Origin of the sequence: Pseudomonas sp. UBA5706 (assembly GCF_002419965.1) — a bacterium.
Taxonomy (GTDB): Bacteria; Pseudomonadota; Gammaproteobacteria; order Pseudomonadales; family Pseudomonadaceae; genus Aquipseudomonas.
On record NZ_DIHC01000046.1, the window covers coordinates 102,963 to 121,745 of the forward strand.

Below are 18,783 nucleotides of genomic sequence, written 5' to 3' on the forward strand. Positions count from 1 at the left end.
GCGCCAACAACAATAAGAGGAATCAGCGATGTCCAGTTCTGATCAGGCCGCAGTGCTTGAAGACGCCCCGTTGCACGCAAAAGTGATAGTCGTTACCGGCGGCTTCGGTGTCCTTGGCCGGGCACTCGGTCAGCACCTGCGTTCCCGTGGCGCCAGGGTTGCGCTGCTGGACCGGGCGGAAGCGACCCAGGCCACCGTCGACGACAGCGGGCATGTGCTGTCATTGGGGGGCGTCGACCTGACCTCGGTCGAGTCGGCCACTGCGGCCTTCGCGCAGGTGGCCGAGCATTTCTCGCGTATCGATGGCTTGGTCAATGTCGCCGGTGGCTTTGCCTGGGAAACCCTCGAAGCCGGTAGTCTGTCGACCTGGGACCGTCTCTATCAGATGAACCTGCGCACCGCCGTCGTGGCCTCGCAGGCAGTCCTTGCGCATCTATCTGCGGCGCAGAGCGGACGCATCGTCAACGTCAGTGCCCAGGCGAGCCTCAAGGCAGGGCAGGGCATGGGCGCATACGCCGCTTCCAAGGCTGGCGTTGCGCGCTTGACCGAAGCGCTGGCCGAGGAGGTCAAGGACCGCAACATCACGGTCAATGCGGTCTTGCCGAGCATCATCGACACGCCAACCAATCGTAGCGACATGCCTGACGCCGACTTCAGCCGCTGGGTGAGCCCTGCGCAGCTGGCGTCGGTCATCGCTTTTCTGCTGTCCGAGGAGGCCAGCGCGGTGACCGGCGCCTGTCTACCCGTGAGTGGTCGCGTATGAGACTGGTCACCTTTACTCACGCCGATGGCGTCGAGCGCGCCGGCGCCTTGTTCGATAACGATCACCTGGTCCTCGACCTGCAGGCGGCCCACCGCCACGTTCAGGGCGGTGAAAGCGCAGCGCTAAGCAGCGTGTTGAAGCTGGTGGAAGGCGGCGAGCAGGCTCTGGAGCTGGCGCGCACCCTGCTTGGCAGATCGCCAGGCGCCAGTGTCATTCCGCGCAATGAGGTCAAGCTCCGTGCGCCGATTCAGCCGCCACCGCAGATGCGCGACTTTTCGTGTTTCGAGCTGCACCTGCGCCAGGCGTTCGCGGCGGCACGCCGCGCTCGGGCGCTGCGCACCGATGATCCGGAAGCGGCCTTGAAGGCCATGAACACCCGCGCCGATGACCGCGTGATCGATACCTTCAATCGCCAGCCCATCTATTACAAGTGCAACCGTTTTGCGGTGATTGGTGCCGACGATGAATTTCTCTGGCCTTCCTTCAGCAAAGCTCTGGATTTCGAGCTGGAATTCGGCTGCTACATCGGCAAGAAAGGCAAGGATATCTCCAGGGACGCTGCCCGCGAGCACATCGTCGGTTTCACGATTTTCAACGACATGAGCGCCCGCGATGCCCAGGCCGCCGAGATGCCCGGCATGCTCGGCCCTGCCAAAAGCAAGGACTTCGACACCGCCAACATCATGGGGCCGTGCCTGGTCACCGCTGACGAGCTGGGCGATCCCTATGACCTGAACATGGTCGCCAGGGTCAACGGCGAAGAGTGGGGCCGGGGCAACACCGGAGACATGCGCTGGCGGTTCGAAGATGTCATCGCCCATGTCTCCCGCTCCGAAACCCTGTACCCAGGCGAGTTTCTGGGCTCGGGCACCGTCGGTAACGGCTGTGGCCTGGAGCAGTTGCGTTACTTGAAACCCGGCGATCGGGTGGAGCTGGAAGTCGAGGGTATCGGAGTGTTGCGCACTCAAGTGGGCAGCCCGCATTGAGCATTTTGTCGGGCGCTGAACCATTTGCCGGCAAGACAAACGACTTCCTATACATTCTTTTTGATTCTGTCTTATATTCAACCGGCTGGTAGTAGCCGTGACACCCTGAACTGGAGGCCAATATGCTAACAAGAACAAGCCCCGTACTGTCTGATGGAACCAAGGTCGCTGACCTGATCTATCCCTCTACACGCGAAGTGCAGATGCGCGTGCTGTCGGACCGTGAAATCTACGAAATCGAGATGGAAAAGATCTTCGGCAAGATCTGGGTCCTGCTGGGGCATGAATCCGAGATTCCGAATTCCGGCGATTTCATGGTCCGTGATTTGGGCTCTGACTCGGTCATCATCGCCCGCGACAAGGAAGGCGAGGTGCATGTGACCCTCAATGTCTGCCCTCACCGCGGCATGCGCATCAGCACTGCCGATTGCGGGAACACGCAGATCCATAAATGCATCTATCACGGCTGGGCGTTCCGTCCCAATGGTGACTTCATCGGCTCGCCGGTGGATCGTGAGTGCATGCACGGCAAGATGCTGCCCAAGGAGCAGCTGGGTCTGAAAAAAGCCAGGGTCACGCTGTACGGCGGGCTGGTGTTTGCCACCTGGAACGTTGACGGGCCTTCTTTCGACGAGTTTCTCGGCGACGCCAAGTGGTATTACGACATGCTGTTCCTGCGTTCCGACAAAGGCATGGAAGTGCTCGGTCCGCCGCAACGCTTCATCGTCAACGCCAACTGGAAGACTGCCGGTGAGCAATCCGCTGCCGATGGCTTCCATACCCTGACGCTGCACCGCTGGCTGGGCGAGGTCGGCAACTACGCGAAGAAGGACGAGAACGGCCAGAGCGCTGATCTGAGCCCTGAAATGTACGGGGTCGAGATCAGCTCGCCTCATGGGCACGCGCTGCGTTGCATTGACCTGGCGCGCAAGATCAAGCGTCTGACCGGGCTGGACCCGGAATCGCTGACGGTCGAGCAGAAGCTTCAGGCGCTGCCGCCCGCCGGGATGACCGCAGGAATGGTCGAACAGCTGGCGCGTAATCTCAGTGAGGACCAGCTCAAGGTCCTGACCAGCATGCCTCCGCAGGTCGGCGGCATGTTCCCCAACATTCTCTTTGGCTTTGTTTATATCCCGCAGCCAGACGGCACCGTGGTCGGTTCGATGACCCTGCACGCCTATGTGCCACAGGGACCCGACAAGCTGGAGTTCGTGAACTGGATCTTCGCCGAAAAAGACGCGCCGCCCGAACTGCGAGAAAAAATGCTCAGGCAGACGATTCAGTTGTTCGGTACCTCCGGCATGGTCGAGCAGGACGACTCCGACACCTGGCCACACATGACACTTGCCGCCAAAGGCGCGATGGGTCGCAAGAGTACGCTCAAGTACCAGGCCGTGTTCGAAACCGGCGCGCCGCAAGGCTGGCCTGGGCCGGGCATTGTCAACGAGGGCTTCACCAAGGACGACACCCAGTGGCATTGGTGGCTGTACTGGCACGAGCTGATGACCGCGCCCGTGGATGAGCCGCAGTAAACGCACCGGCACTCAACAACAATAAGATTCGGGGATACATCCATGTCTGACACTCAATTGGCGCAGCGACCGTCGGTCGACGTACAGCAGCGCGGCACCGAGCACGTGCAGCCCGGTTCACCGCTGGGCATCGAGCGTGTGCCGGTCGGCTCGCCGGTCTACAACCAAGTGGTCACCTTCCTTTACGAAGAGGCTACGTTGCTGGATCAGATCCGCTTGCAGGAGTGGGCCTCGCGCCTGGCGACCGACCTCATCTACACCGTGCCGTTGCGCCACACCCGCACCGCCGCAGAGCTGTCCACGACCATCGTGCGCAGCGTTCAGCATTACCACGATGACTACCGCTCTATCATGGGTCGCATCTTGCGGCTCTCTGGCAAGAGCGCTTGGGCTGAAGATCCGCCGTCGCGTACTCGGCGGCTGGTGACCAACGTATTTGTCGAGAAAACCGCCAAGGCCGCTGAGTTCATCGTCACCAGTTACCTGCTGCTGACCCGCAGCCGCTTCAAGGACCATCACGTCGACATCATCAGTGGCGAACGTCGCGACCTGCTGCGCGCAGAAGGTGACAGTTTCAAACTGGCCCGACGCGAGGTCATTCTTGACCAAGCGGTATTGGGCACCCCCAACCTGGCGGTGTTCCTCTAAACGTCCAGGTTGCTGAAAACGTTCATTGTGTCGCACCTTTAGCCCGCAGACTTTGGTCAGCGGGCTTTTTTACGCGTGTGTTCAAGCAAGGCCCGCAGTTACAAGTCACGAGAGTTGCGAGGATGCAGGACTGCGCTCCTTCAACCAGACCTGATCAGTGGCGCACAGCGCCTCGTTGCTGGCGATATCCCAAGTCGATCCTTTCATGCGCAAGGCCTGCGGCGCGCGCAGCGATTGCTGGCTGTAGCATCGATCAGTGCTGGAAGCGTGAATCTGCTCATCCAGAGGGTGGGTCTTGCCAACGGAGATCATAGTGCAGCGCCGCAACAGCAGCGCCGCTTCTGCAAGCTCAGGGTCCAGGGTATTGAGTGCCCAGCGCGCCATGCCTTCGCGAATGTTTACCGCAGTGAACGGCGCCGGGCCCTCGATGATTGCGCCCTGAACCTGCCATTCCAGCAGCGGCTCGCCATTCAACTGCAGCATGGGTCGTGTTCGGCCCTCCAGGCGCAGCGGTACCTGGATATCGTAGCGCCTGGATTGCGCGGGCCGCAGCGTCGCCGCCAGCGCCAGGCCGGCCAGATCCAGCAAGTGGGTGCATTGATGCCGGGCGTCGGTCTGGCGCGTCACCGAATGGGCGATGGGCGACAGCGCCATGCCCACCAGCGTGTGTAAGGGCTCGATGGCTTCGGGACAGGCGGTGTAGGGATATCTCACGGCTTGACCGGTGATGTGCGTCAGCACACCGTGCCAGTGAAGCAGACTGACGCGGAAGTGATGAAAATCGTCTTCAAGGGCGGCGCGAACTTCGCCACCGTCTGCATGGCCACTGGAAACGATCTCGACGCGGCGGCGAAACGTACTCATCCGGCTTATCCTTCTTATCTGGCTGAGCGTGTATTTTTATCGGTTTTATTTGGACACTATATCGGATAATGTTCACATATACAGTGATGAAATGCCTTTCCAACAACAACAAAAAGGAGCGGCTATGGGCCTGCTGCAGCAACAAGTGGCGCTGATCACCGGCGCCGGTGGGGGGATCGGGCGGGGCGTGGCGTTGAGCTTCGCCAGGCAGGGTGCCGCCGTGGTAGTGGCGGAACTCGATGAGATCAGTGGCGCGGCGGTGGCGCAGGAGCTCAAGGCGTTAGGCGCGCAAGCCTTGTTCATCAAGACCGACGTCAGTTGCAAGGCGGACATTCAGGCAGCGGTGGATGCAGCGGTCGAGCACTTCGGCGGCCTGGACATCCTGGTCAACAACGCCTTTGCGCCGACCCCCAACGTGCTTCTCGAAGAAAAGACCGACGATATGCTCGAGCGCACGCTGAACTCCACGGTGTGGGCGGCCTGGTGGTCGATGAAAGCCGCGTTTGCGCCCATGCAGGCGCGCGGTGGCGGCAAGATCATCAACTTTTACTCAATCGATACCGAAGTCGGTGCGTGGCTGCACGGCGACTACAACACGGCCAAATCAGCGGTGGTGGGGCTGACGCGCAGTGCCGCTTCGGAATGGGGACGCTTCAATATTCGGGTCAATGCGATTGCGCCGACCGCGATGGGTGCGACGTTTCACAAGCTGGCGGAAGAGAATCCGGGGTTCGCCGAAAGGTCCGCCGGCCTGCGCCCTCTGGGGCGTTGTGGCGAGCCAGAAGACGACATCGGCCCGGTGGTGGTATTTCTGGCCTCAGAGATGTCTCGCTTCGTCACCGGGGAGACCCTGCACGTGGACGGCGGTTTGCACCTGCCAGGCTACAACTCGCGCCCCGCGCACATCCCCGCGCGCGAGTACTGATCGACCGCAGGCATGCGGCGTGCCGGGCACGCCGCATCGCTTTTCAGCGTTTAGCCACCTTGATGTCAGTGTCGTCAAGGTCCCAGGTCGTTGCGGTCTTGCCTTCATCACGCAGCAGGTACTTGAGCACCCGGCCCTGCGGGTTCTTCGGCAGGCTGGTGCGAAACTCGATGTAGCGGGGCAGCGCATAGTACGGCACGGTATCCGCCGCCCAGTGGAACAGTGCTTCGGGTGCGAGCTGGGTATTGTCATGCAACACTGCAGTTACCTTGACGTCGTCCTCGCCTTTGTCCGAAGGCACTGCATGCACGGCTACTTCGGACAGCGCCGGGTGGGTAGCGAACGCTGCTTCCATCTCGAAACTGGAGATGTTCTCGCCACGGCGTCGCAGGTAATCCTTCTTGCGGTCGACGAAGTAGAAGAAGCCTTCATCATCGAACTTGCCGACATCGCCAGTGTGGAACCACATGTTGCGCATCAGCTTGTGAGTGTCCTCCGGGCGACGCCAGTAACCCTGGAACATGATGTCCGGGCGCTGCGGCCTGACCACGATCTCGCCCGGTGTGCCGGCGGGTACTTCGTTGTCCTGTTCGTCGATGATCCGCACGTCGAAATCGGCAATGCGCTTGCCTGACGACCCCGGCGCCGCATATTCGCCCGCCGCCAGCGAGGTCACCACGCAGGCCTCGGTCAGCCCATAGCCGTTGCCGCCCACCAGCTTGGTGCCGAAGCGCTCGCGCCAGATTTTCTTGGTCTCTTCGGTGTAGGGGTTGCCGCGTGCGGTATGAATCTGCCCGCGGCAGCGCAGCATGGCGTCGTTGTCGGGAGCTTGAGCGAGCAGGCCACCCATGCCGCCGAGGATCGAGGCGATGGTTGCGCCCGAACGCTCGACTTCCGGCCAGAAATTGGACACGGAGAAACGCGGCAGGATTGCGGCGCGGGCACCGACCAGGATGCTGGCGATGATGCTCACGCAGAGGGCGTTCATATGAAACAGCGGCAGCGGTGTGATCGTGACGTCATCCTCGCTCGCAGGTCCGGCGCGCAATTGCAGTCGCGCCAGGTTGCACATGAAGTTGTAGCTGATCATGCAGCCCTTCGATGGGCCGGTGGTGCCCGAGGTGTAGATCAGGCAGGCGAGGTCCGATGGCTGGGGCTTGCGCTCGAATGCCGAATCATCCTCGCCACGATGGGCGTCCAGAGCTTCGATGGGGAACGCACAGGTCGGTAAATCACCGCTCTGCTGGCCAGGCGCGGTGCGGAACAGTACGCGCTTCACATCACAGAGTTGATCGGCGATGGCTACCACGCGTGGCAGGTAGTCGGCTTCACAGATCACCAGGTGCGTGCCGGTGTCGGCAATCTGATGACGCAGGAATTCACCCTTAAGCGCTGTGTTGATCGGTACGCTGACGGCGCACAGCTTGTTGATGGCCAGCCAGGTGATGACCGCGTCGATGTTGTTGTCGAGCATGGTCAGTACCGTGGCACCGGCGGTGACCCCCAGATCGGCCAATGCATGGGCCATCCTGTTGGAAAGCTGGTCAACTTCCCGGTATGTGTACAAGGTTCCGCTGAAATCCAGTAAAACCTTATCTGGAGCCCTTGCTACCGCTCGCTCCAGCGCAGAAATGACCGTGTCTCGTTCACCTACTGTCCAGGCTTCGGGGTTCCCGGTGCCACTCATGAATATTCTCCTTTTGTGAGGCGCCCAATGAAGAGGCGCCCGAATCTTGTTTTGATGAGAGAACTGGATTCTATGGAAAGATTTTGGAAAAGTCTCTAGCCGGAAGTTGAACAAATTCCGCGCGAAATGCTTAATTCGTATGCTACCGTGGCCCATCGAAATGTCCACGAGTCTGCTTATCCATGCCAAGACCTCCAAAACAACAGGCCAAACCCGTCGGGCCAAAGGCCGTCAGTGTCGCGAAGAAGACCCCACCCGCTCCCGCAAAGATCGCGCGTACAGCCGCCAAGGTGCCTGCTTCGAAAAGTGCTGGCAGCAAAGGTGCCGCAGTGCCGGGCAAGGTCAAACCCAATCGCCGGTCGGAAGAAACCATTGCCAATATCCTGGTTGCCACCGAAGAAGTGGTGCTGCAATCGGGCGCTGACCGCATCTCGATTCTTGATGTATGCAAGGTTGCAGGCGTGTCGCGTGGCACGTTCTATCGCTATTTCTCTTCCCAGGAAGACCTGCTCGATACGTTTTCGCGGCACAAGCGCGACAGCTTCCACGTCTCGCTGACCGCGGCGCTCGGGCAGATAGAAGACCCCGAGGCGCGGCTCAATGCCTTGTTCGTGTACCTGGACAATTACCTCGAACAGAGCCGCGCACGCCGCTTGCTGGTAGTCGCGCCGGATTACGCACTGGGCTTCTTCAGGCGTATTTTTCATGACTCGATCGTGCGTTTTCAGGACGTGCTGAACATCGTTTTCGACGATTGGGACGAGAAACTCGGCGTGCGTCTGGACCGAGAGCTGTTATGCGAGATGATCATCCGCTATGTGTTGAGCGAGATTCTGGTCCCGGAAAGCGCCAGCCGTCGGCTGTTGCCGGTGCGAGTGAAGAAACTGGCCGCCGCCATGACCATGGGGTCGACTTCTCGTACCCGACGCTGACGCGCTTATTTAGACACTTTTATAGAACAGCAAACCGACCCCTGGGACCACCGGAGTCGGTTTTTTTTCGTCTTCGATTTGCGATAGGTGCCGTGTTGTCGGGCCAATCCGTACAAAGCTCGACGGGAGAGGAGGGTGCTGAACGCTCTGGCACGGCCTTCAACGTCGATTTATGAAATTAATCTGAACACTATTTTGATTTATGACCAAATTAAATTTATGCTTCGAGCAGACCGAAGCCGATTGAGCTGACTTGCCGGGCTGCCCGTCCAGGGTTCCAGGTGCCGTGCTTTGGGATGCGCAATACCCAGAACAATCACAAAAACCAGAAGGTTTCCACGTAGAGGTCCCGGATTATGCTTATCGATCTTCACGCCCACGCGCCGCTCCCTGGCTATTACAACCAGCACCCACATTGGGGTCCGTTTTTCGAACAATGCGATGACGGCGATATCCGCCTGCGCGTCGGCAAATGGCAATTGACCCTGGGCTCGCCGGAGCGCAAGGCCGCCGTGCGTGCCGGCAAGGGGCTCAAACTCGAGGAATACATGGCCAAGTGGGCCGATCCGAAAGTCCGCCTGGCGGGCATGGACGCCGCTGGTCAGAACCTGCAAGTGGTGTCGGTTCCGTCGCACTGCTACATGTACTGGACCGAGGCCGAATACGCCGTCCCGTATGCGCGCACGGTCAATGACACCTTCGCCGAATACTGCTCGGCCGCCGCGGATCGCTTGATGTTCTGGGCGCACGCGCCGCTCAACGCGCCAGAAGCCGCCGCTGTTGAACTGCGCCGTGCCTGCACCGAACTGGGCGCCAAGGGGCTTTCTGCCGGCGGTGCGAATTTCGGCGGGCTGGAATTCGACTCGCCGGAACTGGATGTGGTCTGGAAGACCCTCTGCGATCTCGACCTGCCGATGTTCATCCACGGCTATAACCAGTCGGTGACCTGGGGTGATCGCGCCAACGAAGACCGTTACGAAACCACGGCGATCGTCGGCATGCAGTACGACGAAACCCGCTGCTTCTGGAACCTGATCTGCGGTGGCGTGCTCGATCGCTTCCCGGACCTGAAGGTGTACATCACCCACGGTGGCGGCTATGTCCCGTACCAGTTGGGCCGCCTGGCGCAGACCAACAAGAACCTGGACGTGGTGCACAACAAACGCCCTGTGCTCGATTACATGAAGAATTTCTACTTCGATGTCGAGCTGCATGAGCTGCCGATGCGCCAGGCGCTGATTGAAGTGATCGGTGCCGACCAGATGGTCTACGGCAGCAACTTCGGTGGCAGCGATGCCGTGCGCCACGACCTGACCGAAGGCCTGAAGCTCAGCGACGCCGACCTGCAGAAAATCCGCTGGCAGAATGCGTGCAAGTTGCTGCATCTGGATCCGGCTCGCGTAGGCCGGGTTACGCCTGCCAAGGAAGCAGTCTGATGAAACTGGCCCGCTGTTCCTATTTCGAGAGCGGCGTGTTCTGGGCGGTAGTCGATGCGCAGCAGGACATGGTGACGCCGATTGCGGGTGATTTTCGCGAGTGGGCACCGAAAGTTGCGCAGGGCGCCGGTATCAGCGCGTTGCGTTTTTCCGGTCCGCCGTTGCCGCTGTCCCGGGTCACGCTGTTGCCGCCGGTGGAGCCTGTCAATCGCGTGGTAGTGGCGGGCGCCAATTACGCCAAGCACCTGGTCGAGTTCGGCCTGAGTGCGCCATCACAACCGGTGGCGTTTCTCAAGGCTTACGGGGCGCTGATCGGCGCCCACGACCCGATCCGTTTTCCGCCGCTGACCGCCGAACTCGACCATGAGGTGGAGCTGGTGGCGGTGATCGGTACCGATCAGGTCGACCTCGACGATCCGCTGGCCTGCGTCTTGGGCTACACCGTCGGCAACGACGTCAGCGCCCGCGACCTTCAGCGCAGTGGTCCCAAGGGTATCGGCATGGACCTGTTCGCGGCCAAAAGCCAGGACAAAACCACCGGCCTGGGACCGTGGATTCTAACCAAGGACGAACTTCCCGCCGGTTCGCCCAAGTTGCGCTTGCTGTTGAAGGTTAACGGGCAGATCCGTCAGGACGGCAACACTGCCGACATGACCTGGGATGTGGGTGAGCTGATTGCCTTCGTCCAGCAGCGCTCGAGTTTCGCCTGTGGCGACGTGCTCTTCACCGGCTCTCCGGCCGGGGTTGGCATGGGTACCGGCATCTTCCTCAACCCGGGGGACGTGGTTGAAGCCAGCGTTGAGGGGATCGGCACCTTGCGCAATGTCGTGGGCGAAAAGTCATTGGTCCAATCAAAGGTCTCGGCATGAGTATCGATAAAAACAACAAAGTGGTCGTCGTTGGAGCGGGACTGATGGGCACCGGGATCGCTCACGGCTTCGTCAGCGCGGGGCTGCAAACGGTACTGGTCGATACCAATGCCCAGTCATTGACCAAGGCGCGCGGTGCCATCGAAGCGATTCTGAACAGTGGCGTGTCTTTGGGCAAAATCAGCACCGTGCAGGCCGAGGCTGCGCTGGCCAGGCTAAGCACAGCAAGCGACCTGAGCGAGGCGGCCAGCGGTGCGAACTGGCTGGTGGAGACGGTTTCCGAGCAACTGGCGATCAAAAAGGCCATCGTCGCCCAAGCGGCGCCGTTGCTGGCGGCCGATGCGATCATCGCGACCAACACTTCGGCGTTGAGCGTTACCGAGATCGCGGCGTCGATAGACAGTGCCGACCGCGTCATCGGCATGCACTTCTTCAACCCGGTGCACAAGATGAAGCTGGTCGAGTTGGTGCGTGGTCTGGCCACCAGCGACGAAACCGTGGCCCGCACGCGGGATTTGTGCGATGCCATGGGCAAGACATCGATCATCGTCAACGAGTCGCCGGGGCTGACCACCAGCCGAATGTCGGCGATGCTCGGCAACGAAGCGATGTACATGCTGCAGGAAGGCATCGCCACGGCCGAGGACATCGACACTGCGCTGCGCATGGGTTTCAACCATCCCATGGGGCCGCTGGAGTTGGGCGACCTGACCGGTTGGGACACCCGTTTGTCAGTGCTGCGTTATCTGCATCAAACCCTGGGTGAGAAGTTCAGGCCATGCCCGTTGATCATCAAGATGGTGGCGGCGGGGCGTCTGGGTCGCAAGACCGGGCATGGGGTCTATCGCTACGAAGACAACAAGGCAGTGCCTGGCAGCGGCCTGAAAGGGAGCGTGTTATGAAAGAGGTCGTGATCATCGACGCCTTGCGCACGCCCGTGGGCCGGTTCCGCGGCAGCCTCGCCGGTGTGCGCGCCGATCACCTGGGGTCATTGTTGATCAATGCGCTGGTCGAGCGTAATGACCTTTCGCCGGGGACGGTGGATGACGTGATCTTCGGTTGCGTGACCCAGATCGGTGAGCAGTCGGCCAACATCGCGCGCACGGCGTTGCTCGGTGCCGGCTGGCCGGAAAGCGTGCCGGGCCTGACCCTGGACCGCAAATGCGGATCGGGCGAGGCGGCAGTGCATGTCGGCGCAGGCTTCATCGCTGCCGGGATGGCCGACATCATCGTGGCCGGGGGGGCGGAAAACATGAGCCGCGTGCCCATGGGCAGCAATCGCGACCTGCACGGCGAGGCGTTCGGCTGGATGGCCAGCGAGCGTTATGAGCTGACCAGCCAGGGTGAGGCGGCCGAGCGCATCGCTGAGCGTTGGAACCTGAGCCGCGACGATCTTGACGACTACGCCATCACCAGCCATCAGCGCGCTGCGCAGGCCAGTGACGCTGGCTATTTCGACAGCCAACTGCTGCCGGTGCCTGTCCACGCGCTGCGCGAAAAAAACGTGACGCAGGAGGTGGCGGACCTGTTGTCGGACGAAACCATACGCCGCGACACCTCACGCGAGAAACTGTCCACCCTCAAAACCAGCTTCCGCCCGGACAACGGTAAAGTCACTGCGGGCAACTCGTCGCAGATATCCGACGGCGCAGCGGCCCTGTTGCTGATGGATGCCGACGCGGCTCGACGTCAGGGCCTGAGGCCACGGGCGCGGATCGTTGCATTTACCACGGTCGGGGCTGACCCGACCCTGATGCTCACCGGGCCCATCGCCGCCACGGCCAAAGTGCTGAAGAAAGCCGGACTGCACATCAATGACATTGATCTGTTCGAGGTCAACGAGGCATTCGCCCCGGTGCCGCTGGCATGGATGCAGGAAACCGGCGTGGCGCATGACCGCCTCAACGTCAATGGTGGTGCCATCGCGCTGGGCCATCCGTTGGGTGCCAGCGGTGCACGGTTGATGACCACTTTGCTTCATGAGTTGGAGCGACGAGGCGCCCGCTATGGCCTGCAGGCCATTTGCTGCGCTGGCGGCATGGGCACCGCGACCATCATCGAGCGACTGGATTGAGTGACTGGATTGAATGCCTGGCCGGCTGATTCGGCCCCAATAGCGGATTATCGAGTCAGATTCGGCCATTGCGTTCAGCATTTCGCCTAGTATTGGCTGAACCTGGTCTTGCTACCGGGCGTATCGACCCATAATAAACAACAAGAGAGGAGATGATCATGTCCGTTCAGGCGCAAAGCAATCTGAACAGGGAGTTCGCCAACGTCGCCAGCAATTACCGTGGCAGCGATGTTGACTTGCAAGCGGTCTACGCCGAGATGCGCAAGACCCAACCGATCCTTGAAGGCAACTTCATGGCCAGCCTTGGCGTGCCATCGATTGCCGGCCTGGACCCGAATCGTCCGACCTTTACGCTGTTCAAATATGACGACGTGATGGCGGTGATGCGCGACGCGAAGAACTTCACCAGCGGGTTTATCGCCGAAGGGTTGGGGGCATTCTTCGACGGGCTGATTCTCACGGCGATGGACGGCGATGCGCACAAGAACATCCGCAATCTGCTGCAGCCGGTGTTCATGCCAGAGACCGTCAACCGCTGGAAGGAAACCAAGATCGACCGGGTGATTCGCGACGAATACATCAAGCCGATGGTGGCGGCCAAGTCTGCCGACCTGATGGATTTCGGCCTGTATTTCCCGATCCGGGTGATTTATGCCCTCATCGGTTTCCCTGAAGACAAGCCCGAAGAAATCGAGCAGTACGCCGCTTGGGCACTGGCGATTCTCGCGGGCCCGCAGGTCGACCCTGAAAAGGCCGCCGCTGCGCGCGGCGCCGCCATGCATGCCGCCCAGGCGCTGTATGACGTGGTCAAGGTGGTGGTGGCCGAGCGCCGCGCACGCGGTGCAGACGGCGACGACCTGATCAGCCGCTTGATCAGCGCCGAGTACCAGGGCCGTTCACTGGACGACCATGAAATCGCCACCTTCGTCCGGTCATTGCTGCCAGCGGCCAGCGAAACCACGACGCGCACCTTCGGCACCTTGATCACCTTGCTGCTGCAGAACCCGCAAACGCTGGAGCGGGTACGTAACGACCGCAGCCTGGTAAACAAGGCCATCGACGAGGCGGTGCGGTTCGAGCCCGTGGCGACCTTCAAAGTGCGTCAGACCGCGCAGGACACTGAAATCCGTGGTGTGAAGATCCCTAAAGGGGCGATGGTGCAATGCATCGTGTCGTCGGCAAACCGTGACGAGGATGCGTTCGAAAACGCGGACCGCTTCGATATCGATCGCAAGCCAAGACCTTCATTCGGGTTCGGCTTTGGCCCACACATGTGCATTGGCCAGTTCGTCGCCAAGACCGAGATCAACTGCGCCATCAACGCGATTCTCGACCTGATGCCGAATATCCGCCTGGACCCTGACAAACCCGCGCCGCAGATCGTCGGCGCGCAGCTGCGTGGCCCTCATGAGGTTCATGTGATCTGGGATTGAGCCACGGCCCAACCGCTGTCGATCCGCCAAACCCGCGCCCTCCCAGGCGCGGGTTTTTTGTGCGCGCGCGGTCAAAACACTGCGTTTCATCCGAATTTATATGAACACAATCAAATAAAGTGTTTAATTTAACCCGGTGGTGATCTATGATTCAGGCACAACAACAAACCACCCGTTGAGAAGGGAAGAACAATGAAAATTGATGATCTGATTCTCGTCAGCGTCGACGACCACGCCATCGAACCGCCAGACGCCTTCGCCCGCCACATGCCTGCACGCTTCAAGGGGCGCGAGCCGCATGTGGTGAAAACCGGTGACCGGGATGTCTGGGTCTTCGAGGAACAGGCGACCGGATACATGGGCCTGAACTCGGTGGTCGGCCGTCCGAAAGAAGAATATGGCATGGAGCCCCTGGGTTACGACCAGATGCGTCGTGGCACCTGGAACATCAAGGATCGCGTGGATGACATGAGCGCCAACGGTGTGTTGGGTTCGCTGTGCTTCCCGACCTTCCCTGGCTTTGCCGGGCAACGCTTCCAGGTGCACAACGACCGGGATGTGTCGTTCGCAGCGATCCAGGCCTACAACGATTGGCACCTGCACGACTGGTGCAATGCCGCGCCGGGCCGTTTCATCCCGCTGATGCTGGTGCCGTGGTGGGACATGCAGGCCGCCGCCGCCGAAGTAAACCGCATGGCCAAGCAGGGCGTGCACGCACTGTCGTTGTCCGATAACCCGGCCATCCACGGCTACCCGTCGATTCACAGCGACTACTGGGATCCGCTGTGGAAAGCCTGTTCCGACAACAAGGTGGTGATCTGCTGCCATATCGGCACCGGCGTCAAGGCCAACCACGCTTCGGACCTGTCGCCCATCGACGCGTGGATCACCTCCATGCCGATTTCCATCGCCAACTCCGCGGCGGACTGGATCTGGGCGCCCATGTGGAAGAAATTCCCAGACCTGCGCATGGCGCTCTCCGAAGGCAGCATCGGCTGGGTGCCATACCTGCTCGAACGTGCCGACTTCACCCATCGCCATCACAAGGCCTGGACCAATTCCAACTTCGGCGGGCAAATGCCCAGCGATATCTTCCACAAGCACATCATCACCTGCTTCATTGAAGACAAGTTCGGCTTGCAGAACCTGAGCTTCATGAACGAGGACATGGTCACCTGGGAGAGCGATTACCCGCACTCCGACTGCACCTGGCCGGAGTCGCCGGAAACTGCGTGGGAGGGCCTTAAGCATCTGCCCGACCAGACCATCGACAAGCTGACCCACCTCAACGCGATGCGCGAGTTCTCGTACGACCCGTTCTCCATCCTGGGGCGTGAAAACTGCACCGTTGGCGCCCTGCGCGCGCAGGCCACCCACGTTAAGGTCGAACCGGCCCTGGGCCTGGGCGGTGCCGACCATGGTCGTGAAGACGGCAAACCGGTGACCTCCGGCGACATCAACGCGATGTTCGAAAAAGCCGACGCGCAAACCGCGCTGTAAGTACCGCGGCGTTCGTTCCCGACCTGCCACGCACAGGTCGGGGATCAACGACACGGTCAAGCGCGTCCTGCGGATGTCTTTTCCGCCTTTTGCATGCCCAGTTTTCGAGAGCATTCATGGCCATCAATCAATTTTCCTACAGTCGGATTCCGGCTGAGGCCGAAGCGTTGCGCGCCGAGGTGCGGCGCTTTCTCGCTGACACCCTGGCCGACTATCCGCCTGCACTGCGAGCACAATCCTGGATGGGCTTCGACGCCAGCTTCAGCAAGGCGCTGGGCGCCAAAGGCTGGCTCGGCATGGCGCTGCCCAAGGAATACGGAGGCAGTCAGGCCGGTTTTTTTGCGCGCTACGTCGTCAGTGAAGAACTGCTCGCTGCAGGCGCCCCGGTGTCGGCGCACTGGATCGCCGACCGGCAGAGCGGGCCGCTGATCAACAAATTCGGCACCCATGCGCAGCGAGACCGCTATTTGCCGGCGATCTGTCGCGGCGAGAGCTATTTCTGCATCGGCATGAGTGAACCCGGCTCCGGCTCGGATCTGGCCTCCATCCGCTCCACCGCAGTCCACGACGGCGAGGGCTGGCGAGTCAACGGTCAGAAAGTCTGGACCACCAACGCTCACCACTCCCACTACATGATTGCCTTGCTGCGCACCGGCGATAAGCAGAACGGGCGGCATGAAGGCATGTCGCAATTCATCGTCGACCTGCGATTGCCCGGCATCACCGTGCGGCCGATCCGCGATCTGGCGGGCGGCGAGCATTTCAACGAGGTATTTTTCGATAACGTCCTGCTGGCCGACGATGCGTTGATCGGCAATGAAGGCAAGGGTTGGGAGCAGGTCACGGCCGAGCTGGCGTTCGAACGCAGTGGCCCGGAGCGTTTTCTCAGTTCCATGGCGCTGATCAAAACCATGATCGATGCCATCGGCAGCCAGCCCGACGCGCTGCAGGCGTCTGAAGTCGGTCGCCTCACGGCAAGGCTTGCAACACTGCGCAATATGTCGCTGGCGGTCACGGCGCAACTGGCCAAGGGCGAACACCCGGCGTGGGCCGCGTCCTGCGTCAAGGATCTGGGCAATACCTTCGAGCAGGACATTCCCGAGCTTGCGCAGCGCTTGCTGGACATCGAGCCCCGGCAGCGCGGCGGAAGCGATCACGCACAGGTTCTGGCCTATCTGACGCAGATGGCGCCTTCTTTCTCATTGCGTGGCGGCACTCGCGAGATTCTTCGCGGGATCATCGCCCGTGGCCTGGGGTTGCGATAATCATGCGCGAACTATTTGAATCCACCATCAAGCGCTTGCTGGCCGATGGCTCGGACAGCGAAACGGTCAACGCCAGCGAAGGCGGCGTATGGCCAGCGGCGTTATGGGACGCCATCGAAGACTCAGGCTTTACCCTGGCCGCCGCGCCTGAATCCCTGGGTGGGGCCGACGCTGGCTGGGCCGACCTTTACGTCATTGCGCGTGCGGCGGGTCGGTTTGTCGCTCCGGTGCCGTTGACCGAGGCGCTGTTGGCCAACTGGTTGCTCGGTTGCTGCGGGCTTGAGCCACGAACGGGGAGCCTGAGCATCTGCGCCAAGCCTCGACTGGTGCTCAATGACGAGCGGGCGAGCGGGGTGTTGCCTGATGTCCCGTGGGGACGGCATGTTGATTCGATCGTCGCCATTGCCGACAGCGATGTTGACGGCCCCACGCTGGTGGTGCTGGCACGCGCGCACGCGCAGAGCATTGAACAAAGCCTGAACATTGCCGGCGAGCCACGCGATGCACTGTTTTTCAGCGAAGCCACGGTGCTGGATCGCGCGCCGTTGCCCAGCGGTCTGAACAGCCAGGTGCTGCAGACGGGCGGGGCACTGATGCGCAGCGCACAGATCGCGGGCGCCTTGAGCACGTTACTGGACATGACCGGGGAGTACGCCGGTCAACGCAATCAGTTTGGCAAACCCATCGGTGCATTTCAGGCGATCCAGCAGCAACTGGCGCTGTTTGCCGAACAGGCCGCCGCCGCCAACAGCGCTGCAGAAACGGCGTTTGCTGAATCTGATCGGGCATTGAACGGGTTTTCGGTCGCCGTGGCCAAGGTCACCACGGCAGAGGCGGCGACCCAGGGCGCCAATATCGCCCACGCCGTCCACGGCGCCATTGGCTTCACCCAGGAATATGCCTTGCAGCTGTACACCCGCAGATTGTGGGCCTGGCGCGGCGAGTTCGGCTCGGTCACGCACTGGAGCCAGATGATAGGCAAACAGGTATGCGCGGTGGGCGCCGAGGGTTTCTGGCTATTGATGACTGACAACTCAAGCTGTGGAGCATCGGCATGACCGCGTTTCTGCACATCGAGCGTGACGGCCCTGTCGTGACCGTGCGCATGAATCATCCGGACACTCGCAACGCACTGACTTCTCCGGAGCAAATAGAAGAGTTCGTGCAACTGTGCGCGAACCTGCGCCGTGACCGTACGGCGCGGGTGATGGTGCTGACTGGCAATGGCAGTGCGTTCTGCGCTGGCGGCAACGTCAAGGATATGCGCGAGCGCAGCGGCATTTTCGCCGGTCAGCCTTATGAGTTGCGCGATACCTACCGTGACGGCATCCAGCGCATCCCGCTGGCGTTGTACGAGCTGGACATTCCGATCATTGCCGCCGTTAATGGGCCGGCCATCGGTGCCGGACTGGACCTGGCCTGCATGTGCGACATCCGCCTGGCATCGCCTAGCGCACTGTTCGCCGAGAGTTTCGTGCGTCTGGGCATCGTCCCCGGTGACGGCGGCGCCTGGCTGTTGCCGCGCATCATCGGCATTCCGAAGGCGAGTCTGATGGCCTTTACCGGCGACCCCATCGATGCCGCCAAGGCGCTGGATTGGGGCCTGGTGGAACAGGTCTGCACCCATGAAACCCTGCAGTCCGAAGCCCAGGCGCTGGCCAGACGCATCGCCAGCAACCCGGGGCATGCCCTGCGCCTGTGCAAACGGCTGCTGCGTGAAGGTCAGCACATGCGCCTGGATTCGCTGCTTGAACTGTCGGCCGCCTATCAGTCCATCGCGCATCACACCGCCGACCATGAAGAAGCCGTGGCCGCTTTCGTCGAGAAGCGCGCGCCCAGCTATCAGGACAAGTAACTGCACAACAATAA

Annotated in this window: 17 protein-coding genes; 15 read left to right on the forward strand and 2 right to left on the reverse strand. The window is 61.1% G+C overall.

What is annotated here, in order from left to right:
* Positions 1–28: 28 nt before the first annotated feature.
* The 4 genes from B3I26_RS23675 to B3I26_RS23690 all read left to right on the forward strand — a co-directional run bounded on the left by B3I26_RS23675 (position 29) and on the right by B3I26_RS23690 (position 3,929).
* Positions 29–763, forward strand: coding sequence for an SDR family NAD(P)-dependent oxidoreductase (locus B3I26_RS23675; protein WP_296261274.1), 735 nt, complete (start codon positions 29–31; stop codon positions 761–763).
* Positions 760–1,749 carry a fumarylacetoacetate hydrolase family protein gene (locus B3I26_RS23680; RefSeq protein ID WP_296261276.1) on the forward strand — a complete coding sequence of 330 codons (990 nt, stop codon included), beginning with the start codon at positions 760–762 and terminating at the stop codon, positions 1,747–1,749. The genes B3I26_RS23675 and B3I26_RS23680 overlap by 4 nt, the downstream gene beginning before the upstream one ends.
* A gap of 122 nt (positions 1,750–1,871) precedes the next feature.
* On the forward strand, positions 1,872–3,281 hold the full coding sequence (locus B3I26_RS23685) for a Rieske 2Fe-2S domain-containing protein (RefSeq protein ID WP_296261277.1): 1,410 nt from the start codon (positions 1,872–1,874) through the stop codon (positions 3,279–3,281).
* Positions 3,282–3,323: 42 nt separating this feature from the next.
* A complete protein-coding gene (locus tag B3I26_RS23690; protein ID WP_296261278.1) occupies positions 3,324–3,929 on the forward strand; it encodes an aromatic-ring-hydroxylating dioxygenase subunit beta in 606 nt (201 codons plus the stop codon).
* A gap of 105 nt (positions 3,930–4,034) precedes the next feature.
* Here B3I26_RS23690 and B3I26_RS23695 read toward each other — a convergent pair whose 3' ends face one another.
* Positions 4,035–4,793 (reverse strand): DUF2889 domain-containing protein, encoded by a 759-nt coding sequence (locus tag B3I26_RS23695; protein ID WP_296261279.1) that lies wholly within the window; start codon positions 4,791–4,793, stop codon positions 4,035–4,037.
* A 124-nt stretch (positions 4,794–4,917) separates the two neighbouring features.
* On the opposite strand from B3I26_RS23695, the gene B3I26_RS23700 reads away from it, so the two are divergent.
* Positions 4,918–5,718 (forward strand): SDR family NAD(P)-dependent oxidoreductase, encoded by an 801-nt coding sequence (locus tag B3I26_RS23700; RefSeq protein WP_296261280.1) that lies wholly within the window; start codon positions 4,918–4,920, stop codon positions 5,716–5,718.
* Between the two features lie 43 nt (positions 5,719–5,761).
* Here the strand turns inward: B3I26_RS23700 and B3I26_RS23705 are convergent, their stop codons facing one another.
* Positions 5,762–7,405: an ATP-dependent acyl-CoA ligase gene (locus tag B3I26_RS23705; RefSeq protein ID WP_296261281.1), complete on the reverse strand. Its 1,644-nt coding sequence runs from the start codon at positions 7,403–7,405 to the stop codon at positions 5,762–5,764.
* A gap of 182 nt (positions 7,406–7,587) precedes the next feature.
* On the opposite strand from B3I26_RS23705, the gene B3I26_RS23710 reads away from it, so the two are divergent.
* From B3I26_RS23710 to B3I26_RS23755, 10 genes are all read left to right on the forward strand, one after another.
* Positions 7,588–8,337: a TetR/AcrR family transcriptional regulator gene (locus B3I26_RS23710; protein WP_296261283.1), complete on the forward strand. Its 750-nt coding sequence runs from the start codon at positions 7,588–7,590 to the stop codon at positions 8,335–8,337.
* Between the two features lie 356 nt (positions 8,338–8,693).
* Positions 8,694–9,773 carry an amidohydrolase family protein gene (locus tag B3I26_RS23715; protein WP_296261284.1) on the forward strand — a complete coding sequence of 360 codons (1,080 nt, stop codon included), beginning with the start codon at positions 8,694–8,696 and terminating at the stop codon, positions 9,771–9,773.
* Positions 9,773–10,642, forward strand: coding sequence for a fumarylacetoacetate hydrolase family protein (locus tag B3I26_RS23720; protein ID WP_296261286.1), 870 nt, complete (start codon positions 9,773–9,775; stop codon positions 10,640–10,642). The genes B3I26_RS23715 and B3I26_RS23720 overlap by 1 nt, the downstream gene beginning before the upstream one ends.
* On the forward strand, positions 10,639–11,544 hold the full coding sequence (locus tag B3I26_RS23725; protein ID WP_296261287.1) for a 3-hydroxyacyl-CoA dehydrogenase: 906 nt from the start codon (positions 10,639–10,641) through the stop codon (positions 11,542–11,544). Before B3I26_RS23720 ends, B3I26_RS23725 begins: the two co-directional genes overlap by 4 nt.
* Positions 11,541–12,716, forward strand: coding sequence for a thiolase family protein (locus tag B3I26_RS23730; protein ID WP_296261288.1), 1,176 nt, complete (start codon positions 11,541–11,543; stop codon positions 12,714–12,716). Before B3I26_RS23725 ends, B3I26_RS23730 begins: the two co-directional genes overlap by 4 nt.
* Before the next feature lie 158 nt (positions 12,717–12,874).
* Positions 12,875–14,149: a cytochrome P450 gene (locus B3I26_RS23735; protein WP_296261289.1), complete on the forward strand. Its 1,275-nt coding sequence runs from the start codon at positions 12,875–12,877 to the stop codon at positions 14,147–14,149.
* A gap of 192 nt (positions 14,150–14,341) precedes the next feature.
* Positions 14,342–15,649, forward strand: coding sequence for an amidohydrolase family protein (locus tag B3I26_RS23740; RefSeq protein WP_296261290.1), 1,308 nt, complete (start codon positions 14,342–14,344; stop codon positions 15,647–15,649).
* A gap of 116 nt (positions 15,650–15,765) precedes the next feature.
* Positions 15,766–16,914 (forward strand): acyl-CoA dehydrogenase family protein, encoded by a 1,149-nt coding sequence (locus tag B3I26_RS23745; RefSeq protein ID WP_296261292.1) that lies wholly within the window; start codon positions 15,766–15,768, stop codon positions 16,912–16,914.
* Between the two features lie 2 nt (positions 16,915–16,916).
* A complete protein-coding gene (locus B3I26_RS23750) occupies positions 16,917–17,972 on the forward strand; it encodes an acyl-CoA dehydrogenase family protein (RefSeq protein WP_296261294.1) in 1,056 nt (351 codons plus the stop codon).
* Positions 17,969–18,769, forward strand: coding sequence for a crotonase/enoyl-CoA hydratase family protein (locus B3I26_RS23755; RefSeq protein WP_296261296.1), 801 nt, complete (start codon positions 17,969–17,971; stop codon positions 18,767–18,769). Before B3I26_RS23750 ends, B3I26_RS23755 begins: the two co-directional genes overlap by 4 nt.
* Positions 18,770–18,783: the final 14 nt, after the last annotated feature.